Source organism: Ralstonia sp. 24A2 (genome assembly GCF_051783885.1).
GTDB lineage: Bacteria > Pseudomonadota > Gammaproteobacteria > Burkholderiales > Burkholderiaceae > Ralstonia.
Genome location: NZ_JBPVZD010000002.1, coordinates 469,732 through 490,955 on the forward strand (window position 1 = coordinate 469,732; position 21,224 = coordinate 490,955).

Here is a 21,224-nt window from a genome sequence, read left to right on the forward strand (position 1 = left end):
GCCACGCCAAACCGGCCAGCGGCGGGCGTCTTCAGCACACATTCCGTTTTTAAACGGGCTTGGATTTGGACAGTGCCAACACGCATGCGGCCAAATCCCACAACGCGCTGCCGACGCTCTTGAAGACGACCGGCAACACCGGCGCCGCCTGCGTAAGCGTGCTTTGTGTCGCATCAACGCACTGTTGTAGCGGCCGCACACGCGACCACGGCACCCCCGCCTGCAGCAGATCGCCGGCTTCGACTTCCAGGTCAACCAGCGTGTCGGCGTAGAGCCGATTGCCCGCCGCCGCCTGTACACACAGGCGTGGCGGCAGTTCGGCCATGTCGGGCCGGAACGCGCCAACCGCGGCGATGAAGTGATGCGGGGCCCAGGCGTAGCCATCGGGGTGATCCGGGCCGGCCAGATCCGGCAATACCGGCTGCGTCGACGGTGTCGCGGTAACGACCAGCGACGTTTGCGGCAACACCGCGCGGGCAGCCTCCGCCACACCCGCAGCGTCACCACCGGCCAGTGCCATCGCATCCATGCCGAGTTGGCGCGCGTGGGCGGCAAGTGCCTCGGCACTGTCTGCCGTGCGCGCAATGATGGTCACACGCCGCGTGCCGAGCCCGAAGCGGAACGCCTCCAGATGCGCGCGTGCCTGCGCACCGGCGCCAATCAGCAGCAAATCTCCCGCCGGCTCCGGCGCCAGCAGGCGCGCGGCCAGCAGCGATACGGCTGCCGTGCGGTGCGCGGTCACCGTCGGGCCGTCGAGCAGCAAGCGGCGCACGCCGGTCTGGGCATCCATCACCACCACCTCGCCGTGGATGGCCGGCAGGCTGCGCGCCGGATTGTGCGGATGCACGGTAATCATCTTGGTGATGGCGATGTCGGTATTCGATGCGGGCATCAGCAGCAGGCTGCCCGGACCGGGCACCGACATCACCAGCCGCGCGGGGGCCTGCGCCCGGCCGGCACGCGCGTCACGCAGCACCTGGGCAATGGCATCGGCCAGCGCAGCGTAAGGCAGGCGAACCGCCGTGGCGGCGGCGTCGAGAGTCTGCAGCATCGGGGGCTCCTGCAGCGGATGAAAATGGGGGATGGACCTACTGCGCTGATTACGCCGGAACAACCCGGCGCGGCGGCGGCGTGCGGCGCGTCAGTAGCCCGGCGCTGATGAGAAGCTGGGCACCGGCATAACTCCACCAGATCGCCAGCTCATGGTCGGTGAACGGAAAGACGAACACGCTGATGCCGATCATCGCATCCGAGGCGGCAAAGGCGAGCGCACCCCAGGCAGTCAACGGCCCGGGCAGGCGCGCCAGCAAAGCCGCACACACCATCGACGACAACACCACCATATAAACGATGACTGGCCCCTTCATCTCACCCAGGCCCGGCCAGTACCAGAGCAGCATGCCGATGGCCACGCCGATCATGGCTCCGACCCCGATCAGGCGGATGGGCGACGAGGCCCCGCGCAGCCCGACCAGCACGCGCAGGTAGCACAGGTGCGCCATCAGGAAGCTGCCCAAGCCCGCGATGAACGAGATCGAGATGCCCGGCAGCGCCAGCCACAAGTCACCCAGCGCGGAAAAAATCATGGCGCCGATCAGCCAGCGGCGCTCGCGCGGCATCTCGTGCAGCGCCACGGCACGCGCCAGCAGCAACGCCATCAGCATCTTCCACAGCGGCTGCAGGGCGATGCGGCCAACCAGCGGCGTGCCAGGCGGCACTTCGACGGCCACCATGGTCAGCATGCCGCCGTAAGTGACACCCGCAATGGCTGCGGCCACCCACCACGCGCGAACCCGTGCCGGCATGCCGTAGCCGCCTGCAAGATGCGCCAGCGCGTGCGCCGGATGCGTGGTGTGTCCTTCAACCATCGTGGTCTCCCGCCCAAGACAGGTTATTCAACTGCAGCAAAGTGATCGCCGGCTTGCAGCGTGACACGCCGCGCACCCTGGCGCAAGGCACGCATTCACCCACCAAGGTGGGATAGTGGCAGCGCACCATCACGCTTAAGCGCAGTCAGCACGATGTTGGAGCGCACGTTATCCACACCCGGCACGCGCATCAGCTTGCGCATCACAAACTCCGACAGCGCCGGCAGATCCGGCACGACCACGCGCAGCATGTAATCGGCGTCGCCGGCCACTGAATAGCACTCCTGCACCGCGTCGAGCAGGCTGATTTCCTCGTGAAAGCGCTCGACGATCGCATCGCCGTGGTGGGCGAGCTTGACGCTGGCGAACACGGTCACCCCCAGCCCCAGCCCGGTCGGCGAGAGCACCACCCGGTACCCCTCGATCACCCCTTCAGATTCGAGGCGCCCCAGGCGTCGCCCAACCTGGCTGGCCGACAGATGCACCTGTTCCGAAAGCTGCTGATGGGTCGCACGGCCATCGCGCTGAAGGGCCGCCAGCAGGGCTAGATCGAAGTTATCCAGGGAAATCATGCAAATCTCCTGCGTTGATACCCGAGATTTTGCATGAAATCTGCAAACGACGTGCAATGGAAGCCGGTTTTGCGGCCAATCCGCGTGGCCGCCCCAATACACTGGCCGGACTCTGATTGGACAAGATCGACATCACAAATGGACATCGCAACCACCGCCCCCGACGCTGCCCAAAACGCGGCCCCGGCTGGCTTCAACGGCACCCTGACCGACAAGCTGCGCGAACAATTTGCCGAAGGCCTGGACGGCCAGACGCTGCGTGCTGATTTCACCATGCAGCAGCCGGTGCACCGCTACACCGTTGCCGACCACGCCACCTGGCGCACCCTGTACGACCGCCAGGAGGCCCTGCTGCCGGGCCGCGTGTGCGATGAATTCCTGCAAGGCCTGTCGACGCTGGGCATGAGCCGCGAAGGTGTGCCGTCGTTCGACCAGCTCAATGAAACGCTGATGCGCGCCACCGGCTGGCAGATCGTTGCCGTGCCGGGTCTGGTACCGGACGAAGTGTTCTTCGATCACCTGGCCAACCGCCGCTTCCCCGCCAGTTGGTGGATGCGTCGCCCAGACCAGCTCGACTACCTGCAAGAGCCGGACTGCTTTCACGACATCTTCGGCCACGTGCCGCTGCTGATTAACCCGATCTTTGCCGACTACATGGAAGCCTACGGCAAAGGCGGCCTGAAGGCGGCACGCCTCGGGCAGCTCGACATGCTGGCGCGCCTGTATTGGTACACGGTGGAATTTGGCCTGATCCGCACGCCGGCCGGCCTGCGCATCTACGGCGCGGGCATCGTGTCGAGCAAGAGTGAATCGGTGTACGCACTGGATTCAGCCAGCCCGAACCGCATCGGTTTTGACGTGCGCCGCATCATGCGCACGCGCTATCGCATCGACACCTTCCAGAAAACCTACTTCACCATCAACAGCTTCGAGCAACTGTTCGACGCCACGCGCCCGGACTTCACGCCACTGTATGAAGAACTTGCCGCGCTGCCGACCATTGGTGCCGGCGATGTGGTGGATGGGGATCTGGTGCTGAACGTCGGCAACCGTGAAGGTTGGGCAGACACGGCGGATATCTGAGCGCTGACTATACTGCGCGCATTCACACCCACATTCCGCCGGAAATCATGATGCCTACCCTGAACGACGACCAACGCAAGGCCCTGTTTGCCGAAGTGCCCGGCTGGTCGCTGCAGAGCGACCGCGATGCGATCCAGAAGACCTTCACCTTTGCTGACTTCAACGCCGCGTTCGGCTTCATGACGCGCGTGGCGATGAAAGCCGAGCAGATGAATCACCACCCGGAGTGGTTCAACGTGTGGAATCGCGTGGATATCACCTTGTCCACGCATGACGCAAACGGCCTCACGCACCGTGACGCCGATCTCGCGCGCTTCATCGAACAAGCTGCGAAGAGCACCGGCGCGAAGTAACCCGCCAACGACTGAGCTACGCGCCTACGCACCGACGGCGGCGCGCCACGCCTCATACGCCGCCCGCGCCTTGTCGCCCAGTTGCTCAGGTGCGATGCGGGTGGCGCCTTGTACAATCATCAGCGCATACGGCTTGGCCAGCGCCGACGCCTCGGCACACAGCCGCAATTCCTCGCCTTCGGCGGGTGAACGGGCGCGCCAAAAGTTGATGGCGGCCTCCAGGTCGGTGATGGTGAGCAGGGCATCGGTCATCCGCGCATTGTAGCGCTGCGCCATCGGTGCAGATTGCCCTTTTCTGTGCGCTCCGTCGCCCCACTCCATTCCGATTTAAGGACCGCCGCATCCAGGCCCATTCCATGCGCATCCTGCTGATTGAAGACGACCACGCCATTGCCAGCGGTATCCACGCCGGACTCACCCAGGCCGGGCATCGCGTGCACACGGTGCATGACGGCGTATTTGCCGCCGAGCAGCTCGCCAAACAGACGCACGATCTGGTGATTCTCGACCTTGGCCTGCCGGGCATCGACGGCATGACGCTGCTGTCGCAGTTTCGGGCACGCGACAGTGTCACGCCGGTGCTGATCCTCACCGCACGCGATGGCCTGCTCGACAAAGTGAACGGCCTGAATGCCGGCGCGGATGACTACCTGCTCAAGCCCTTCGAAATGCTCGAACTGGTGGCCCGCGTGCAGGCGCTATTGCGCAGGCGTGGGGATCCGACCGCACCAATCGCACGCCCTGACATCCTGGTCGGTCGATTGCGCATGAGCGGCAGCGAACGACGCATCTTTGTTGAGGCCGCACCGCTGGAATTGTCGCCACGCGAGTTCGCGGTGCTGGAGCTGCTGATGCTGCGACAAGGCCGCGTGGTCAGCAAGGTGCAACTACAGGACCACCTTGCCAGCTTTGGCCACGCCATTGGTGAGGCCAGTCACGACGTGGTGGGCGACACGGCGATCGAGGTGTACGTGCATCGTGTGCGCCGCAAAATCGAACACTCCGACGCCGAGATCGTCACCGTGCGCGGTTTCGGTTATCTGCTGCAGGCACGCGGCGCGGCGGCCTAGCCTTCCTCTCATGTTCAAGCGCCACCGGCCCGCTGTCTTGCGCGATTCCGCTGCTTCAGCAACGGAGGCCTCCACCGGCGTCGCCGTCAGCCTGCGCCTGCATTTGCTGCGCGCGCTGGCGACGCCGCTGTTCGGCCTGGTGGTCGGTACCGGTGCGCTGTCGTACTGGCTGGCCGCGCACTACACCACGCAGGTATTTGACCGCGCACTGGTGGGCGTGGCCAACACGTTGGCGGAACAGATCCGCATTGCGGGGCCGCATGTGCCGGCCGCCAAGCTGTACGACATCGAGTTAACCGCCCAGACGCTCGTACAGAACGGTGGGGAAGACCGCATCTTCTGGCGCATCGCCGGACCCAGCGGCACGCTGGCCGGACGCGACACGTTGCTCGGCTACGGCTCGGGCCAGGTCCGCATTGGGGAAGCGCGTGTATTCTATAGCTGGGTCGACGGCAAACAGGTGCGCGCCGTGCACCTGCTGGTGCCGGGCGTCAGCGCGGAAATCCCCAAACCGCGTTCCCCGCGCCAGCCGGCACCGCCAGACCCGGAAGACGACGTCACGCGCCCCGCCCTCGCCCCCACGCAGGCCCAGACAGCCCCTGCGCTGAACCCGGCCACACCACCCTATGCCGGCCAACCGGAGAACGGCATCGTCGTGGAAGTGGCGGAACTGCTCGACCACCGCGATACCGCGGCCAAGGAAGTGCTGCTGTCGGTGTCGATTCCGCTGATCGTGCTGCTGGCGGTTGGTGGCCTGATCCTCTCGCTTGTACTCAAGGAAGAGCTGCAGCCGCTGCAAACGCTGGCCGACACGCTCAACAAGCAGAGCGCGCAATCCGTGACGCCATTGCCACCCGATTCTGCGCGGCGCGTGCCGGCCGAACTGCAACCGCTCATCAACGCGATGAATGCGCTGCTGGCCCGCCTGCGCGATGCCCTCGAGGCGCAGCGCACCTTCATCGCCGATGCCGCACACCAGTTGCGTACGCCGCTCACGGCATTGAAGCTGCATGCGGACCGCGCTGTCGATGCCAAGACATTGGAAGACGCCCGGCCTGCGCTGCTGGAGTTGCAGTCAGGTGCCAACCGCGCGGTACGGTTGTCCAACCAGCTGCTGACACTGGCGCGCGCCGAGCCAGGCATGACACTCGATCAACTGGGGCCGCCGACGCGGGTCGATCTGGTATCCCTCGCTTTTGATACGGGCGCGCAGTGGGTACCGCGTGCGCTGGCGCGCGGGTTGGATCTGGGTTTCGAGGCCTGGCCACAGGAAGCGGCCTCGCCGGGTTCATTGCAGGCGCCGGTCTTGGCCAATGCGGTGCTACTGCGCGAGGCCATCAACAACCTGCTCGACAACGCCATCAAATACGTGCCGACTGGAGGGCGTGTCACCTTGCGCGCCGGAATCGAAGCCGACACCGTCTCGCGCTGGTGGGGTGTGGTGAGTGTAGAAGACAACGGCCCGGGCATTCCGCCCGAGCGCCGCGGCGACATGTTCCAGCGCTTCTTCCGTGGCGATGCGGACCATCTGCCCGGTCAACCACAGGGCAGCGGCCTGGGCCTGGCCATCGTGCACGACATCGTGCGCCTGCATGGCGGCACGGTCGCCATTGATGACGCTGTGGCCCGTGACGGTTGCCGTGTGATGCGCTTCGTTTTACGCCTGCCTTTGGTGAACGAGTCCGCCTGAACGACGGACGGCCCCTCCTCGCCTTACTTCTTCTTGGTCTTCTCGGGCCGCGCCAGCATCGTGCCGCGGCACTTCTTCGCGCCGCAGCGGCACGCGAACTGTTCCTTCAGCGCCTTGGTCTGGCGGCCTTCGATGACAAGGCCGTAGTCGTAGAACAGCTCTTCGCCGGGTTCGATATCACGCAGGGCGTGAATGACGACGCGGCCGTCCTTCTCACGTGCCTCGCAGTTCGGCTTGCAGGAATGGTTGATCCAGCGCGCGCGGTTGCCGCCAAACTTGGCGTCGATCACGCTGCCGTCTTCCAGGCTGAAGTAGAACGTGTGATTCGGGTCGGTCGGATCGTGCGGATGGCGGCGCAGCGCCTCCTTCCACGAGATGTGCTCACCCTTGTATTCAATGATCTTCTTGTTCTTGGCGATCGGGGCGACGGCGTACACGCCGCGCCCATGTACGCCCGATTCACGCACTTCGATGCGATCACGGCGGCGCGGTTTGGCCGGGGCTTCCGGCGCGGGCGAGGACTCAGCCAGGGCCGGCGTGGCATCAGGGGACGTGCGTGTCATAAGGCGTTGGGGCAAAAGCAAAAAACGTCGATCAGCGAAGCCGTGAGCCTACACCAAAAGCATGGCAACTCGACACGTGCCGCAACCCCATGCAACCCATCCCATGTGGATAACCGCTGTGGACAAGCCGTGTGGATAACCCGGCCTGCCGCTGTGGATAACTACCGGCAAAGGATGTGGGCTGTCTGTGGCTGCCCTGTCGATGGTGTGGGCACAAGTGACGAGGTTGCCAACGGGGGGTCTGACGAAACCCGCAAGTCATCCACCTCAGGGCACACACTGTGCAAGTGGTTTTGCTTGCAGCAAGTCATTGAACGCAAAGCGCTTTTTTCGGTTATCCACAGAAGATATCCACCGTTATCTACTACTACTATCTGTATACATAAAGAAAAAGGTAAACCCATCGATCGACTTGCGTCGTTCCTATCAACGACGAGCAAACCAGTCCCAAAGCAAAACGCAATGTGTCGATCCTGATGTGATGGCCCCGCCTCGCAAGGCAAGCACCATGCGGGTTTGCGGAACCTGCGTGCCATGCGCCGTTACAAAGCACACATGCCGGCGACAAGCGCATGCCGGTATCATGTCGCCCTTGGAGCCGCCCCCCGGAGGCTCCGATGTGTGTTTTATCTACTCTTGAAGGGAGTCAAGCAATGACGAAAACCGAACTGATCGACGCCATCGCCAGCGGTGTAGACGGTCTGACCAAGGCCAAGGCCGAGCAGGCACTGAACGTGACGCTCGCGGCCATCATGGAATCCGTTGGCAAAGGTGACGCGGTCAGCCTGATCGGCTTTGGTACCTTCAGCCAGGGCGAGCGTGCCGAGCGTATGGCTCGTAACCCGCGCACCGGCGAAGAAATCAAGGTGGAAGCTGCCAAGACCGTCAAGTTCAAGGCCGGCCAGAAGTTCAAGGACGCCGTCAACGCCTAAGGTGATGACGACCTTGGCGTGAACCAGCCTGTCTGGTCTCTCGCCAACGACGTGGCATGCCAACGCATGCGTGACCAGCCCGCAGCGCTGGCGTACCACGTCGGAGGGCCTGTCTCCCCGTCAGGCCTGATCTGCCCCTCCCACACATGCCCCGCCCCTTCCAGCGCGTTCTGCGCCTTGCGCTCCCGGTTCTCCTGATTGCCCCTGCCGTCTGGCTTGCAGGCTGTACGACGCCGCCTGCACGCCCGCAAGCGGAGCCGCTGCCCGACAACGAGGTCGTGCAGACCACGCCCGGTGCGACGCCGCGTCAGAAGATGATCGAGATTGCGCTAACCGAATGGGATCGCTGGGGGCGCCAGGTGGTGCGTGTGGGGCGTGACGATACGTATTGCGTGACGGCTGGCGGTTTCCCTGACCAGCCGCAAGGCCGCTGGCTGACGCCGGATGATCCGACGCCTGCACCATCCGATGCGGAAGCGGGCACCGGCATGCCGCCGTCAAAGCCGCAGGCCGCCACCGCTGCAGCGCCATCGGCTGCACCGTGCCTACGCTATCCGGACGGCACCGGAGGCGAAGCCACTGCGCGCGGCTGCGTACTTGCCAAGCGCTACTGGGCCATCGTCGGTAAGACGCCGACCTGCCAGCAACTGACCACCGGTGGTTGGGCGTGGTCTGCCGTGTTTATCTCATGGATCATGCGCAAGGCGGGTTTGCAGAACGACCAGTTCCTCACAGGCGCCACGCACGCCGAGTACGTGACCGATGCGCGCGACCACCTGCTCCGGCATCCCGCCTTTGTACTCGAACGCACACCGGCCGTGCCGCGCCCCGGCGACCTGATCTGCACCGCACGCGGCGCAGACCGCTTCATGGCCGATCCGGCCGAGATTCGCTCGGGTATGACCCCCATGCATTGCGATCTCATTGTCGAGGTGGATCTGGTTCGCCACGAGGTCAAGTCGATCGGTGGCAACGTGCAGCAATCCGCCTCGATGAGCATCACCGAGTTGAACGACGCCAACCAGGTGGATCCGTACACCAACTCCGTCATGCAGTGGCTGGTGATCCTGCGTAACCAGTTGCCGTGACAACACTGAACGTCACGCGGTTTGACGTTCGGAGTAAATTCATTAACATGTGAATCACCAGGGCGCGGGCAATCCGACCAGCGCCACGACCAGGAGACAGGTCATGACGGTGCTTTCGCTTTCTCCCGATGCCGGATCGGACATTCAGGCCCATCGCCCCACCTGGTGCGGCCCGCGCGAATGGGTCGCACGCGTGAAGCTGGCGGCGTGCTACCGCATTTTTGCGCACCTCGGCTGGACCGAGCTGATCTACAACCACATCACGCTACGCCTGCCGCCTGAAGACGGCGCCAGCGAACATGGCGGCCCCCACTTTCTCATCAACCCGTTTGGCCTGACGTATGCCGAGGTCTGCGCATCGAACCTTGTGAAGATCGATCTGCAGGGCAACGTGCAGCGCGCGGCTGGCCAGCCGGATTGGCCGGTCAACCCGGCGGGCTTTACGGTGCATGCGGCCATTCATGCCGGTATTCCGGACGCGCATTGCGTCATGCATACCCACACGACCGCCGGCATGGCCGTGGCTTGCGCGCGTGACGGTCTGTCGATCAGCAACTTCTACGCGGCGCAGTTGCACGGCAAGGTGGCGTATCACGACTTCGAGGGCATCACCGTGCATGCCGATGAAGGCCCGCGCCTGGTGCAGAACATCGGCGACAAGCCCGCAGTGATTCTGCGCAACCACGGCCTGCTCGCGTGGGGTGACTCGATTGCGCGGGCGTTTGCCGTGCTGTGGCTGCTCAATCGCGCCTGCGAGATCCAACTGGCTTCTACATCGATGGGCCCTGTGCTGGAAATTCCCGAGGCCATTGCGCGCAACTGCACGCGCGACTCATTGCAGTTCAATCCGAACTTCGGTGCAGGCGAAGATGTGTTTGCGGCGCTGACCCGCACCGTCGAGCGCATCGATCCCTCTTACCGTTCCTGATTCTTTTCCAAGCACATGACACGCATCTGCATCGTGGGCGCCGGCGCTGTCGGCGGGTATCTGGGCGCGAAGCTCGCGCTGGCTGGTGAATCCATGAATGTGTTGGCACGCGGTGCGACGTTGGATGCGTTGCACACCGAAGGCTTGCGGTTGACTGAGGACGGCACCACGCACACCGTACCCGTTCACGCGAGCAACGATGCAACGGCACTCGGCGTGCAGGACGTGGTGATCGTTGCCGTCAAGGCACCGGCGATGGAAAGCGTCGCGCAAACCATCGCCCCACTTATCGGCCCGGATACCTGCGTCGTGGTGGCCATGAACGGTGTGCCGTGGTGGTTCTTTGATCGAGCCGGTCCGCTAGAGGGGCAGCGCCTGCAATCGATTGATCCGCATGGCCGGATTGCCGCAGCGATTCCGACAAAGAACGTGGTCGGCTGCGTCGTGCACCTGACGTGCTCAACATCTGCACCGGGTCATGTACGGCATGGTTTTGGCAAGCGGTTGATTCTGGGCGAACCCACGGGTGGCGCATCACAACGCTTGGAATCGATCAGCACTGTGTTCGAGCGTGCGGGCCTGCAGATCGAACGCAGCGTAGCCATCCAGCGCGACATCTGGTTCAAGCTGTGGGGCAACATGACGATGAACCCGGTGTCGGTGCTCACGGGTGCCACGTGCGACCGGATCCTCGATGATCCGCAAGTCAGCGCCTTCTGCCTGGCCATCATGGAAGAGGCTAAGGCCATCGGCGCACGCATCGGTTGCCCGATCGCGCAAAGCGGCGAAGAACGCAGCGCGGTGACACGCCAGTTGGGCGCGTTCAGAACATCAATGCTGCAGGATGCTGAAGCCGGACGTGGCCCGCTGGAGATCGACGCGCTGGTGGCATCGGTGCGGGAGATTGGTCAGCACGTGGGTGTGCCGACGCCGCAGATCGATGCCCTGCTGGGTCTGGTGCGCTTGCACGCCCAGACCCGAGGGTTGTACTGAGACAGCGATACGGCTTCGTTACGGTGCCAACGCGGGGTGCTTCAACGCGTGCGCCGTTTCGATCCACTGCTGGTGATACGCGGCGTCATCGCGCTTGAGGCCGAGTTCGCCGTTTTGATACGCCATCGCCAAGGCTTGCACGGCTTCGGGCAATTCATGCTCGGCGGCGTCTTGATATAACGCCAGCGCCCGGGCTTCATCGTGTGGTACGCCATCCCCATCACGGTAGGCATTGGCCAGCATGAACATCGCGCCCGGAATGCCGTGCTGCGCTGCGCGGTCGAACCAGTGCGCGGCCTGTGTGGTGTCGATGCCCGTGCCGTAACCGCTGCGATACATCACGCCAAGGTAGTACGCGGCGGCGGCATCGCCCTTGTCTGCAGCCTGGCGCAGGAGACGGAGCGCGCGTGGATAGTCACGCGCCACGCCCCCCGTGCCCAGCAGCAACGCCTTGCCGAGCGAGAGCTGCGCATACACATTGCCGGCTGCACCATTGCCCGCGCCGTTGACCGGTTCGGCGGCCGCCTCCAGCCAGCGCATCCCTTCGTTACGCAATGAGCCGTCGTGCGCGCTGAGCAAGGCTTCACCCAGCGCCGACTGCGCCGGCACCGAACCACTGCGCGCCAACTGCCGCAACTGACGCAGCGCTTCGGGCTCCATCGCCTGCACGACCATCGCGCGCCACGATTCCAGTTGCGTGGCATCGACGGCGGGTGCCTGTCGTGCGTGCGACAGCCAACCGCCGACCGTCACGATGATTGCCAGCGCGGCAGCCACCGTCAGCATCGGCACCGACTGGCGCTTTGACTGGTGCGGCACCTCGGCGGCGGGCGTATGGGGCCACGCGGCCGATGCGGAACGAAGAGAAGGCATGGCCATTCCTGTTGATGACGGCTTACTGCGTCAGATCGATCTGGTACACCGCCAGGCCCTTGTTGGTGCCGTCATCTGCCGCCACTTGCGTGACGTTGTTGATGCCGGCAGCCGTGGCGTCAGCAATGCGGCCCGGGGCGGATGAGAACTGCACCTGCGCCACCGACGCGGCCAGCTTCGTAAAGCGCCAGCTGCGTTGCGAACCATTGGTTGCACGCTTCACGCTGCCGATCTTCTTGATGTAGCTGATCAGCACGTCGCGGTTGGCATCCGGCGAGGCGTAGATCGTCTTGCTGCCATCCAGGCCCGGGAAGTTGCCGCCACCGCTTGCACGGTAGTTGTTGGTCGCCACGATGAACTGCGCGTTCGGGTCGATCGCCACACCCTTGTACTGCAGGTTCTTGATGCGGCCGCCCACGGCTTGCGTGACGTCGATCTCGTACGTCAGGTTCGGGTCGGTGAACATGTCGAAGTTGTAGCCCGGGAACGTGCTCACCAGCTTCTGCACCGTCGCCTTGGTCGGGTCGATGGTGTTGAAGCGCTTGGCGGCAGTTTCCAGCCAGTTCTTGATGTCGGAGCCCGCCACCTTCACGGCGTAGATCGTGTTCGGATACAGGTACAGGTCGGCTGCGTTGTTGATCGCCAGCGGGCCGGCTGCCACGTCGGTGAAATCCGTGCCGCCGCCAAAGCCGCTCTTGAACGGTGCACTGACCGACAGCACCGGTAGCGTCGCGTACTGCGGCAGGTTGGCCTGGACATAGGTCGACACGTAGTCTGCCTGCGCCTGGTTGACGATCTCGATCGCACCCGGGTCACCCACATCGGCGAAGAACGTGCTCATGTGGAAGTCCGTGCTGCCCACCGGCGTCTTCACGTAGTTGATCGTTGCCTGGTGTTCAGTGGCGATGGCAGCGGAGACGGCCGGGTCTGCGGCCACGTAGGTCTTGTCGGCGTTCTGGATCGAACGCGCTTCCACCGTGGTCTGCGTCTTGTCGACCGCCCAGTTCGTGCCGTTGTACGTCAGGCCCAGCTTGATCACGCCCAGGTGCTTGCCCCAGTAGTTCGCCATGACGGTCGGCACGCCGTTCACGGTGCCCTTGGCCTTGTCCACGCCCGGCAGGTTGAACTGGTAGACCGTGCTGTTCGCATCCGGGAAGAGTTGGTGCGAGTGGCCGATCAGCATCGCGTCGATACCTGGCACGGTGGACAGCCACCAGCTACCGTTTTCCATCGTCGGTGAGTACGTCGAGTTGTCCAGCCCGCCGTGCGAGATGGCGACCACCAGGTCGGCACCCTTTGCGCGCATCTCGGGGATGTACTTGGCAGCGGTTTCCTTGATGCCGACGGTGTAGACCTTGCCGTCCAGCCAGCGCTTGTCCCAAGCCGTGATGGTGGGCGGCGTGAAGCTGATGATGCCAACCTTGACCGGTGCACTGATGGTGCTGCCGTCCGGCGCCGTGGCCGTCACCGTCTTGGTGATGATGGTGTACGGCTGGAACAGCGGCGCGTTGGTCTTCGCGCTCATCACGTTGGCCAGTACCTGTGGGAAGGCCGGGCCCGCGCATTTCTTCTGTGCGGACGGATCCGGCAGGCCATCCACGTTGAACGTGTTGCCCGTGACCTGCGACAGGTACGGCAGGCCGTAGTTGAACTCGTGGTTGCCGATGCCGCCGCCGTCGTACTTGGCCGCGTTCATCACCTTGTAGATCGCCAGGGTCTGGTCGCACGTGACCGGGCTCACCATGGCCTGGTAGTCCGACAGGGCAGTGCCCTGGATGGTGTCGCCATTGTCCAGCAGCAGCGTGTTCGGGAACTGCGACCGCGCCTGGCTGATGAGCGTCGACACGCGCTCGAAACCGAGCGAGCTGTCAGCGGCCAGCTTGAAGTAGTCGTACGACAGCACGTTGGTGTGCAGGTCAGTGGTTTCCAGCACGGCCAGCGTGGCCTTGGTGCCGGTGGGGGCAGCGGCGGCCGGCGTGGGGTTGCCACCATTGCCGGCGTTGGTGGGGTTGTCGTCACCTCCACCGCAGGCAGCCAGTGACAGCGACAACAACGCAGCAAGCGGCAACGCCGCCGAGTACAACGGTCGGACTCGCATGAACTTCTCCCTGAAGGTTCTTTTTTGGTATGCGGACTACGGACTGCTGGATGAACTGCTGGAGGCACGTACGCGATCGTTTGCGCAACGCGAGAGAACTGCTGACTGGGCCGGGGGGCTGGTCGGGCTCTCAAAGCCAGCGAGTATCGGAAGGGTGCGTGACGAAGCTGTGACCGGCGGGTGACATTTCTGCGTGAACCTTACGGGCGAAGACGTGCGCCGACGGCGGCTCTCCGCCGGATGGGGGATCGGCGGGGTCAAAAAATCCAAGGCGTTTCGTCAACAACGTTAGAATGAGCCCATTTTTCCGCGTAGCCGTTCTATGTCCCAGAAGAAAGCGCCGCTGTTCGAGATTCGCAGCGGCACCGTCGATGCCCTGCTGCTGTCGCCGCGCACCGCCGACATGGACGCCCTGGCCGCCGAGCTCACGCGACGCTTTGCCGACACGCCGGAGTTTTTCTCCAACGACGTGATCGCCATCGACGTGCGCCGCCTGGCCGAGGACGAACGCCTTCCCATCGACCGTCTGGTGGAGACCCTCACCACGCTGCGCGCCCGCGCGATCGGTGTGGTGGCCAGTCCCGAGCAGGCTGAGTGGGCACAGGCCTTTGGCTTGCCGCTGCTCGACAGCCACGGCCGTCGCCCGCGCGGTGACAAGGATGCGAAGGACGGCCAGGACGCGCCCGAGCATGCCCAAGCCGCCGAAGTGCCGTCGCCTGAGGCTGCGGCCCCTGCTCCTTCCGCTCCCCCCGTCGATGCCGTGGCCATGCAGCCCGGCACCATGGTCATTGACCGCCCCCTGCGTTCCGGCCAGCGCATCTATGCGCGTGGCGACCTGGTGGTGCTGGACATCGTGAGCGATGGCGCCGAGGTGATCGCCGAGGGCAACATCTACGTGTATGCCTCGCTGCGCGGCCGCGCGCTGGCGGGTGTGAAGGGCAACCTGGATGCGCGCATCTTCTGCACGTGCCTGGAGCCCCAACTGATTTCCATCGCCGGCATCTACCGCACCGGCGAAACCCCGTGGCCGGACGCCTACGCCAGCAAGCCTGCGCAGGTCCGGCTCACGGACAACACGCTGGTTTTCGAACCGTTGCGGATGAAGTGACGCACCCCGTGCGCCGAGCGACTTAACTTTCAGATATACGAGCCATGACCAAGATCATCGTTGTCACTTCCGGCAAGGGCGGCGTCGGCAAGACGACCACCAGCGCGGCATTTTCCGCGGGCCTCGCGCTGCGCGGCCACAAGACCGCCGTCATCGACTTCGACGTCGGCCTGCGCAACCTCGACCTCATCATGGGTTGCGAGCGTCGCGTGGTGTATGACCTGATCAACGTGATCCACGGAGAGGCCAACCTGAACCAGGCCCTCATCAAGGACAAGAAGTGCGAGAACCTGTTCATCCTCCCCGCCTCGCAAACGCGCGACAAGGATGCGCTCACGCGTGACGGCGTCGAGAAGGTGATCGAAGGCCTGAAGGAAATGGGCTTCGAATACATCGTCTGCGATTCGCCGGCCGGTATCGAATCGGGTGCGCTGATGGCGATGTACTTTGCCGATGAAGCCATCGTCGTGACGAACCCGGAAGTCTCGTCCGTGCGTGACTCGGACCGCATCCTGGGCATCCTGTCGTCCAAGTCGCGCCGTGCCGAGCAAAGCAAGGAGCCGATCAAGGAACACCTGCTGCTCACGCGCTACAACCCGAAGCGTGTGTCCGAAGGCGAGATGCTGTCGCTCTCCGATATTCAAGAAATCCTGCGCATCAAGCTGATCGGCGTGATTCCGGAATCGGAAGCGGTGCTGCAGGCGTCCAACCAGGGTCTGCCTGCCATCCACCTGGAAGGCAGCGATGTGGCCAACGCCTACCACGACGTGATCGACCGTTTCCTGGGCAAGGAGAAGGAGCTGCGCTACGTCGAATACAACAAGCCGGGCTTCCTGCAGCGCCTGTTCGGCGGCAGCAAATAAGGAGACGCACATCCATGTCGATTCTGTCTTTCCTGCTGGGAGAAAAGAAGAAGACTGCGAGCGTCGCCAAGGAACGCCTGCAGATCATCCTCGCCCATGAACGCACCGCCACCGGTGCCCCTGCCGACTACCTGCCCGCGCTGCAGTGCGAGCTGGTGGCTGTGATCTCGAAGTACGTGAAGATCGGCAACGACGACATCAAGGTCAACCTCGAGCGCCAGGACAACCTGGAAGTGCTGGAGGTGAAGATCGAGATTCCGCAGGCCTGATCGAACGTCTCAGCGCACGCGAATGATGCGGCCCGCCGGTGCCTCCGGCGCGGCCGGCATCGGCCCCACGTAAGCCGCGCGCGGGCGGATCAACTGCCCTGCGGCACGTTGCTCCAGCGCGTGCGCAATCCAGCCGGCTGTGCGCCCTGCCGCAAACAAGCCAAAGGCTGAGCCCTCTGCCAGCCCCAGCACACGCCGCGTGGCGACCAGCGCGAAATCCACCGACGGTCCATCGCCGGTCAGGTTGGCCACGGCGTCGATCACCGATTGCAGCCGCCTGCGCACCGCACCCGTCCTCGGCAGCCGCGCCAGGATGGCATTCGCACGCGGATCGGCTTCCCGGTATAGAGGGTGCCCGAAGCCGGGCAATGTATCCCCGCGATCCAGCCGACGGCGCAATGCTGTTGCCACGGAACGCTCCCCTTCCAGCTCGCTCAGCAGCGCCTCCACGCGCGCCGTGGTGCCACCGTGTCGGCCACCGGTGAGCGCAGCCAGCCCTGCGCTGACCACCGCGCCGAGGCTTGCCCCTGTTGATGCCACCACCCGTGCAGCAAAGCTCGACGCATTGAGTTCGTGATCCGCGCACAGCACGAGCGCAACACGGATCGCCTCGGCAGCTTGTGCGTCAACGCCCCATGCGTGTTGGCATTGCAGGTGCACGGGTGATGCGTCGGGCGCGCGGCCCAGCATGGCGGCAAACACGAGGCGCAGCAGTGCACCCGCGTCGCGTGCGGTGCGTGCAGTGTCCTGACGCCATGCGGCTTCGTCCAACGCTGGCAGTGCGAGCGTGCACAACGCCATGCAGCGCTGGCGGATGTCGGCGTCCGACAATGACGCTAGCGCGGCGTACCAGCTCTCGGGCAGCACCGGTGCTGGCGCGTCGAAGGCGGCCGCTTCATCGCATTGCCAGAGCCGCGCGGCAACGGCTTCCAGCGTGGCGTTTTCAGCCAACTCCAATGCAGGCGTACCGCGATAGAACAGCCGCCCGTTGTCGATCAATGTGATGGCCGATTCCATCACCGGCAGCCCCCAGTCCAGCGCGTGGCGCACCACCTGGCGCGGGCGGCGGCCCCCCGCACGCTGATCGGCCAAGCGGGTCACATCGGCTTCGCGGTAGCGGCTGCCGCGTCCATCGGGTGACGGGTAGGCCGCCAGCAACCCGCGACTCACGTAGGCGTACAGTGTTGGACGCGAGATGTTCAGGCGCTGCGCAGCTTCAGCGGCATCAAGGTACTGGGTCATCGCAAGCGTGGTCGGGCGATCGAGGTTGATCAGTCTAGTCAATGTTGACGCTATTGCCACCGTAGGACTGTAATGCGTGCACCCTCTTTCTGCGGAGTCCTGTCATGTCGTTACCTGTTGCTGATGCGGTTGGTTCTTCCATGCAGACCCTCACCTCGACTGAAGCCCTTGCCCAACTGTGGAGCACGCTCCGCCAGCCCGCCGACGCGCTGTCGCGCGTGACGTTGACAGGCGCCGCTGCGTTGCCCTCTTCTTTCGCGGTGAACACGCTGGCGCAGAGCGTCATCGCCGCCTCGACGTTGGCGGCCGCGCAGGTTGATACCCTGCGCACCGGGCGCAAGCAAACCGTGTCGGTGAACATGCGTCATGCCGCGCTGGAGTTCCGCTCCGAGCGCTATTTCCGAGTCGACGGCCAACTGCCGCCCGAACCGTGGGACAAGATCGCCGGCATCTACCGTTGCGGCGATGGCCGCTGGGTGCGCCTGCATACCAACTTCCCGCATCACCGTGATGGCGTGCTCAAGCTGCTCGGCTGCGCGTACGACCGCGATGCGGTGGCCGCTGCGTTGGGCCAGTGGAAGGCTGAAGCGTTTGAGGAAGCTGCCGCGCAGGTCGGCATGGTGGTCGCCGCCGCACGCACGTTTGATGAGTGGGATCGCCACCCGCAAGGCGTGGCCATGGCCGGCCAGCCGTTGATGACCATCGAACGCATCGGCGATGCCCCGCCCGAACCGCTGGCGGCGTACGCTGATGGCCGGCCGCTATCGGGCGTGCGCGTGCTGGATGTCACGCGCGTGATTGCCGGCCCGGTGTGCGGTCGGACGTTGGCGGCGCATGGGGCTGACGTCTTGCTCGTCACCGCGCCGCACCTGCCTGCCATTCCGTCGCTGGTGGTCGATACCGGGCGCGGCAAGCGTTCCGCGCAACTGGACTTGCGCGATGCCGCCAGCGCCGCGCAGTTGCGCACGCTGTTGAGTGGTGCCGACGTCTTTGTGCAGGGCTATCGACCCGGCGGCGTGGCAGCGCTTGGCTTCAGCCCGGAGCAGGCCGCCGCTGCACGCCCCGGCATTGTCTACGTGAGCCTGTGTGCCTATGGCTACGAGGGGCCGTGGGCGAATCGGCGTGGTTTCGATTCACTGGTGCAGACCGCCAGCGGCTTCAACTGGGCCGAAGCGGAAGCGGCCGGCCAGGACAAGCCGCACCCGCTGCCCGCCCAGGCGCTGGACCACGGTACGGGCTACCTGATGGCCGCTGGTGCCATGACCGCGCTTGCACGCCGCATGACCGAAGGTGGGAGCTGGCACGTACGCGTGTCGCTCGCGCAGACGGGGCGCTGGCTGCGCAGCTTCGGCCGCGTGGCCAACGGCTTTGACGTACCAGACCCGCGCTACGAAGACGTCGGCGCGTATCTGGAAACCACCCCGTCCGGCTTCGGCACGCTGACGGCCATGCGCCACGCAGGGCAGCTTTCCGACACGCCGCCGCACTGGGCGCTGCCTACCGTGCCGCTGGGGACACATCCCGCGCGGTGGTAGCATTCGCGCCTTATCCCCGTTTCTGCCGCCCGTGCGCCGTAGAATCTGTTCAGAATCTGTAGCGAGCGGCCCGAGGTTGACCCGAGAAGCGCAGCCGTACACGCGTACGGCGAGCATCGCAGGGGCAAGATCGGGCTGCGCAATAGGATCATGAACAGGTTCTGAGCTTTCAGGCGCACTTGGTCTATTCATGCTCAGTTATCGCCACGCCTTTCACGCCGGCAACCATGCCGATGTCCTCAAGCACGCCGTCGTGACGCAGTTGCTCGACTACCTGACGCAGAAGGACAAGCCGTTCTGGTACATCGACACGCACGCGGGTGCAGGCCTCTACGCGCTGGACCACGAATGGGCCCAGAAGAAGGCCGAGTTCGAGACCGGCATCGGTCCGTTGTGGCGTGCCGCAGCAGCAGGCGAGCCGATGCCCCCGCTGCTCGATGCCTACCTCGACCAGGTACGCGAGCTGAACCCGAAAGGCGATCTCAAACACTACCCCGGATCGCCGTGGCTGGCGTGGCAGATGCTGCGCGATGCCGATCGCCTGCGCTTGTTCGAGCTGCACAGCACCGAGATCAAGGTGCTGTCCAATAATTTCCGTGGCGCCGGCCGCCGGGTCATGCTGTACGACGGCGACGGCTTTGCTGGCATCAAGGCGATCCTGCCCCCGCCGCCGCGTCGCGCCGTGGTGCTGATCGACCCCTCGTTTGAAGACAAGCGGGACTACGCGCGCACCGTGCAGGCCCTGCAGGACAGCCTGCAGCGCTTTGCCACCGGCATGTACGCAGTCTGGTATCCGCAGGTGCAGCGGCGTGAATCGGTGCAACTGCCGGCACAGCTGAAGCGGCTGGGAGGAAGTGACTGGCTGCACGTGACGCTGACGGTCAAGCAGCCGGTTGCCGGCGGCCTGGGCCTGCACGGTAGCGGCATGTTCATCGTCAACCCGCCGTGGACGCTCAAGGCACAACTGGAAGAGGCCATGCCCACGCTGGTCCGTCTGCTTGGTCAGGACAGCGCCGCCAAGTTCACGCTCGAAGCCCAGACAAGCTGAGCCCGGTGGCGCCTGCCGCGGCCCCATGTCACTGCCATGCCACATGCCTGTGCTACCTAGTCGGGCGTATGCTTGAAGATGCGCCGCCTCCGGGCGGCGTGCCCCATTCGGTAGGACGGCAGGAGCAGGAATCATGAGCGAACGCGACGCAGCGCGACAGGCGAGGCTGCAGGAAGACCTCCTCGACACCCTGGACGAGGAGCTGGAAATGGAGATCGACGACCACCTGCTCGGCGGCGAGAGCATCAGCGAGGAGTCTCGCGAGACGCGGCGCATGTACTTCCGCGAGCTGTTCCGCCTGCAGGGCGAACTGGTCAAGCTGCAGGACTGGGTGATCGAGACCGGCCATCGGCTGGTGGTGATCTTTGAAGGGCGTGATGCCGCCGGCAAGGGCGGCGCCATCAAGCGCATCACCCAGCGGCTGAACCCGCGCGTGTGCCGCGTGGCTGCCCTGCCCGCCCCCACCAACCGCGAACGCACGCAGTGGTATTTCCAGCGCTACGTGGCGCATCTGCCCGCCGCCGGCGAGATCGTCCTGTTCGACCGCAGCTGGTACAACCGCGCCGGCGTCGAGCGCGTGATGGGCTTCTGCACCGACGAGGAATACGAAGAGTTTTTCCGCTCCGTGCCCGAGTTCGAAAAGATGCTCGTGCGCTCCGGCATCCAGATCGTCAAGTACTGGTTCTCGGTGACGGACGAAGAGCAGGAAGTGCGATTCCAGAGCCGTATCGACGATCCGCTCAAGCAGTGGAAGCTGAGCCCGATGGATCTGGAAAGCCGCCGCCGCTGGGAAGACTACACGCGCACCAAGGAGGCGATGCTGGAGCGCTCGCACATTCCGGAATCGCCGTGGTGGGTGGTGCTGGCCGATGACAAGAAGCGCGCGCGCCTGAACTGCATCGACCACCTGCTCAGCCAGGTGCCATATCACCCGGTGCCGCATCCGCCGGTGCTGCTGCCCGATCGCGTGCACCACGCGGAATACATCCGCCACCCGGTGCCCGACGAGATGATCGTCCCGAACGTCTACTGAGCTACTGAGGCACCG

At 64.6% G+C, this 21,224-nt stretch carries 22 protein-coding genes; 14 read left to right on the plus strand and 8 right to left on the minus strand.

The window, feature by feature from the left end; genetic code table 11:
• Positions 1-49: 49 nt before the first annotated feature.
• The 3 genes from ACS13N_RS06995 to ACS13N_RS07005 form a co-directional block, all read right to left on the minus strand.
• A complete protein-coding gene (locus ACS13N_RS06995) occupies positions 50-1,051 on the minus strand; it encodes a delta(1)-pyrroline-2-carboxylate reductase family protein (protein ID WP_438930976.1) in 1,002 nt (333 codons plus the stop codon).
• Positions 1,052-1,100: 49 nt separating this feature from the next.
• Positions 1,101-1,868 carry a lysoplasmalogenase gene (locus tag ACS13N_RS07000; RefSeq protein ID WP_438930977.1) on the minus strand — a complete coding sequence of 256 codons (768 nt, stop codon included), beginning with the start codon at positions 1,866-1,868 and terminating at the stop codon, positions 1,101-1,103.
• Positions 1,869-1,963: 95 nt separating this feature from the next.
• Complete coding sequence (locus ACS13N_RS07005) at positions 1,964-2,440, minus strand: Lrp/AsnC family transcriptional regulator (protein WP_438930978.1); 477 nt, start codon at positions 2,438-2,440, stop codon at positions 1,964-1,966.
• A gap of 138 nt (positions 2,441-2,578) precedes the next feature.
• Here ACS13N_RS07005 and phhA point away from each other — a divergent pair, with 138 nt between their 5' ends.
• Both phhA and ACS13N_RS07015 read left to right on the plus strand, forming a co-directional pair.
• Complete coding sequence (gene phhA, locus ACS13N_RS07010) at positions 2,579-3,523, plus strand: phenylalanine 4-monooxygenase (RefSeq protein WP_438930979.1); 945 nt, start codon at positions 2,579-2,581, stop codon at positions 3,521-3,523.
• A 47-nt stretch (positions 3,524-3,570) separates the two neighbouring features.
• Entirely contained in the window at positions 3,571-3,876 is a 306-nt protein-coding gene (locus ACS13N_RS07015) for a 4a-hydroxytetrahydrobiopterin dehydratase (protein WP_438930980.1), read from the plus strand.
• A 24-nt stretch (positions 3,877-3,900) separates the two neighbouring features.
• On the opposite strand, the gene ACS13N_RS07020 is transcribed toward ACS13N_RS07015, so the two are convergent.
• A complete protein-coding gene (locus ACS13N_RS07020) occupies positions 3,901-4,128 on the minus strand; it encodes a DUF3717 domain-containing protein (RefSeq protein ID WP_039598312.1) in 228 nt (75 codons plus the stop codon).
• Positions 4,129-4,232: 104 nt separating this feature from the next.
• On the opposite strand from ACS13N_RS07020, the gene ACS13N_RS07025 reads away from it, so the two are divergent.
• Both ACS13N_RS07025 and ACS13N_RS07030 read left to right on the plus strand, forming a co-directional pair.
• Complete coding sequence (locus ACS13N_RS07025; RefSeq protein ID WP_438930981.1) at positions 4,233-4,946, plus strand: response regulator transcription factor; 714 nt, start codon at positions 4,233-4,235, stop codon at positions 4,944-4,946.
• 10 nt (positions 4,947-4,956) lie between these two features.
• Positions 4,957-6,636 (plus strand): sensor histidine kinase, encoded by a 1,680-nt coding sequence (locus ACS13N_RS07030; RefSeq protein WP_438930982.1) that lies wholly within the window; start codon positions 4,957-4,959, stop codon positions 6,634-6,636.
• 23 nt (positions 6,637-6,659) lie between these two features.
• Here ACS13N_RS07030 and ACS13N_RS07035 read toward each other — a convergent pair whose 3' ends face one another.
• Positions 6,660-7,199 (minus strand): SET domain-containing protein, encoded by a 540-nt coding sequence (locus ACS13N_RS07035; RefSeq protein WP_438930983.1) that lies wholly within the window; start codon positions 7,197-7,199, stop codon positions 6,660-6,662.
• 653 nt (positions 7,200-7,852) lie between these two features.
• Here ACS13N_RS07035 and ACS13N_RS07040 point away from each other — a divergent pair.
• From ACS13N_RS07040 to ACS13N_RS07055, 4 genes are all read left to right on the plus strand, one after another.
• Complete coding sequence (locus tag ACS13N_RS07040; protein ID WP_021197116.1) at positions 7,853-8,131, plus strand: HU family DNA-binding protein; 279 nt, start codon at positions 7,853-7,855, stop codon at positions 8,129-8,131.
• Between the two features lie 146 nt (positions 8,132-8,277).
• Positions 8,278-9,219 carry a DUF2272 domain-containing protein gene (locus tag ACS13N_RS07045; protein ID WP_438930984.1) on the plus strand — a complete coding sequence of 314 codons (942 nt, stop codon included), beginning with the start codon at positions 8,278-8,280 and terminating at the stop codon, positions 9,217-9,219.
• 103 nt (positions 9,220-9,322) lie between these two features.
• Positions 9,323-10,147 carry a class II aldolase/adducin family protein gene (locus tag ACS13N_RS07050; RefSeq protein ID WP_438930985.1) on the plus strand — a complete coding sequence of 275 codons (825 nt, stop codon included), beginning with the start codon at positions 9,323-9,325 and terminating at the stop codon, positions 10,145-10,147.
• Between the two features lie 15 nt (positions 10,148-10,162).
• On the plus strand, positions 10,163-11,140 hold the full coding sequence (locus tag ACS13N_RS07055; RefSeq protein ID WP_438930986.1) for a 2-dehydropantoate 2-reductase: 978 nt from the start codon (positions 10,163-10,165) through the stop codon (positions 11,138-11,140).
• Positions 11,141-11,158: 18 nt separating this feature from the next.
• On the opposite strand, the gene ACS13N_RS07060 is transcribed toward ACS13N_RS07055, so the two are convergent.
• Together ACS13N_RS07060 and ACS13N_RS07065 are read right to left on the minus strand one after the other, a co-directional pair.
• Positions 11,159-12,013 (minus strand): tetratricopeptide repeat protein, encoded by an 855-nt coding sequence (locus ACS13N_RS07060; protein WP_438930987.1) that lies wholly within the window; start codon positions 12,011-12,013, stop codon positions 11,159-11,161.
• Positions 12,014-12,035: 22 nt separating this feature from the next.
• Complete coding sequence (locus ACS13N_RS07065) at positions 12,036-14,111, minus strand: bifunctional 2',3'-cyclic-nucleotide 2'-phosphodiesterase/3'-nucleotidase (protein WP_438930988.1); 2,076 nt, start codon at positions 14,109-14,111, stop codon at positions 12,036-12,038.
• Positions 14,112-14,433: 322 nt separating this feature from the next.
• On the opposite strand from ACS13N_RS07065, the gene minC reads away from it, so the two are divergent.
• Genes minC through minE form a run of 3 tightly spaced genes read left to right on the plus strand, consistent with a single transcriptional unit; the run spans position 14,434 to position 16,351 of the window.
• Entirely contained in the window at positions 14,434-15,219 is a 786-nt protein-coding gene (minC, locus tag ACS13N_RS07070) for a septum site-determining protein MinC (RefSeq protein WP_438930989.1), read from the plus strand.
• Between the two features lie 44 nt (positions 15,220-15,263).
• Entirely contained in the window at positions 15,264-16,082 is an 819-nt protein-coding gene (gene minD, locus ACS13N_RS07075; RefSeq protein WP_438930990.1) for a septum site-determining protein MinD, read from the plus strand.
• A 14-nt stretch (positions 16,083-16,096) separates the two neighbouring features.
• Positions 16,097-16,351 (plus strand): cell division topological specificity factor MinE, encoded by a 255-nt coding sequence (minE, locus tag ACS13N_RS07080; RefSeq protein WP_438930991.1) that lies wholly within the window; start codon positions 16,097-16,099, stop codon positions 16,349-16,351.
• A gap of 9 nt (positions 16,352-16,360) precedes the next feature.
• Here the strand turns inward: minE and ACS13N_RS07085 are convergent, their stop codons facing one another.
• Entirely contained in the window at positions 16,361-17,593 is a 1,233-nt protein-coding gene (locus ACS13N_RS07085; protein WP_438932806.1) for a citrate/2-methylcitrate synthase, read from the minus strand.
• Between the two features lie 140 nt (positions 17,594-17,733).
• On the opposite strand from ACS13N_RS07085, the gene ACS13N_RS07090 reads away from it, so the two are divergent.
• The 3 genes from ACS13N_RS07090 (at position 17,734) to ppk2 (ending at position 21,209) form a co-directional block, all read left to right on the plus strand.
• Entirely contained in the window at positions 17,734-19,128 is a 1,395-nt protein-coding gene (locus ACS13N_RS07090) for a CoA transferase (protein WP_438930992.1), read from the plus strand.
• 190 nt (positions 19,129-19,318) lie between these two features.
• Complete coding sequence (locus tag ACS13N_RS07095) at positions 19,319-20,176, plus strand: 23S rRNA (adenine(2030)-N(6))-methyltransferase RlmJ (protein WP_438930993.1); 858 nt, start codon at positions 19,319-19,321, stop codon at positions 20,174-20,176.
• A 133-nt stretch (positions 20,177-20,309) separates the two neighbouring features.
• Positions 20,310-21,209, plus strand: a complete 900-nt coding sequence (gene ppk2, locus ACS13N_RS07100) for a polyphosphate kinase 2 (RefSeq protein WP_438930994.1) — start codon at positions 20,310-20,312, stop codon at positions 21,207-21,209.
• The last annotated feature ends 15 nt before the right edge of the window (positions 21,210-21,224 follow it).

Excerpts from the sequence above, each read along its gene's own strand:
- ACS13N_RS06995 (WP_438930976.1), bottom strand. The coding sequence starts at position 1,051 with ATGCTGCAGACTCTCGACGCCGCCGCCACGGCGGTTCGCCTGCCTTAC.
- ACS13N_RS07000 (WP_438930977.1), bottom strand. The coding sequence starts at position 1,868 with ATGGTTGAAGGACACACCACGCATCCGGCGCACGCGCTGGCGCATCTT.
- ACS13N_RS07005 (WP_438930978.1), bottom strand. The coding sequence starts at position 2,440 with ATGATTTCCCTGGATAACTTCGATCTAGCCCTGCTGGCGGCCCTTCAG.
- phhA (WP_438930979.1), top strand. The coding sequence starts at position 2,579 with ATGGACATCGCAACCACCGCCCCCGACGCTGCCCAAAACGCGGCCCCG.
- ACS13N_RS07015 (WP_438930980.1), top strand. The coding sequence starts at position 3,571 with ATGATGCCTACCCTGAACGACGACCAACGCAAGGCCCTGTTTGCCGAA.
- ACS13N_RS07020 (WP_039598312.1), bottom strand. The coding sequence starts at position 4,128 with ATGACCGATGCCCTGCTCACCATCACCGACCTGGAGGCCGCCATCAAC.
- ACS13N_RS07025 (WP_438930981.1), top strand. The coding sequence starts at position 4,233 with ATGCGCATCCTGCTGATTGAAGACGACCACGCCATTGCCAGCGGTATC.
- ACS13N_RS07030 (WP_438930982.1), top strand. The coding sequence starts at position 4,957 with ATGTTCAAGCGCCACCGGCCCGCTGTCTTGCGCGATTCCGCTGCTTCA.
- ACS13N_RS07035 (WP_438930983.1), bottom strand. The coding sequence starts at position 7,199 with ATGACACGCACGTCCCCTGATGCCACGCCGGCCCTGGCTGAGTCCTCG.
- ACS13N_RS07040 (WP_021197116.1), top strand. The coding sequence starts at position 7,853 with ATGACGAAAACCGAACTGATCGACGCCATCGCCAGCGGTGTAGACGGT.
- ACS13N_RS07045 (WP_438930984.1), top strand. The coding sequence starts at position 8,278 with ATGCCCCGCCCCTTCCAGCGCGTTCTGCGCCTTGCGCTCCCGGTTCTC.
- ACS13N_RS07050 (WP_438930985.1), top strand. The coding sequence starts at position 9,323 with ATGACGGTGCTTTCGCTTTCTCCCGATGCCGGATCGGACATTCAGGCC.
- ACS13N_RS07055 (WP_438930986.1), top strand. The coding sequence starts at position 10,163 with ATGACACGCATCTGCATCGTGGGCGCCGGCGCTGTCGGCGGGTATCTG.
- ACS13N_RS07060 (WP_438930987.1), bottom strand. The coding sequence starts at position 12,013 with ATGCCTTCTCTTCGTTCCGCATCGGCCGCGTGGCCCCATACGCCCGCC.
- ACS13N_RS07065 (WP_438930988.1), bottom strand. The coding sequence starts at position 14,111 with ATGCGAGTCCGACCGTTGTACTCGGCGGCGTTGCCGCTTGCTGCGTTG.
- minC (WP_438930989.1), top strand. The coding sequence starts at position 14,434 with ATGTCCCAGAAGAAAGCGCCGCTGTTCGAGATTCGCAGCGGCACCGTC.
- minD (WP_438930990.1), top strand. The coding sequence starts at position 15,264 with ATGACCAAGATCATCGTTGTCACTTCCGGCAAGGGCGGCGTCGGCAAG.
- minE (WP_438930991.1), top strand. The coding sequence starts at position 16,097 with ATGTCGATTCTGTCTTTCCTGCTGGGAGAAAAGAAGAAGACTGCGAGC.
- ACS13N_RS07085 (WP_438932806.1), bottom strand. The coding sequence starts at position 17,593 with ATGACCCAGTACCTTGATGCCGCTGAAGCTGCGCAGCGCCTGAACATC.
- ACS13N_RS07090 (WP_438930992.1), top strand. The coding sequence starts at position 17,734 with ATGCAGACCCTCACCTCGACTGAAGCCCTTGCCCAACTGTGGAGCACG.
- ACS13N_RS07095 (WP_438930993.1), top strand. The coding sequence starts at position 19,319 with ATGCTCAGTTATCGCCACGCCTTTCACGCCGGCAACCATGCCGATGTC.
- ppk2 (WP_438930994.1), top strand. The coding sequence starts at position 20,310 with ATGAGCGAACGCGACGCAGCGCGACAGGCGAGGCTGCAGGAAGACCTC.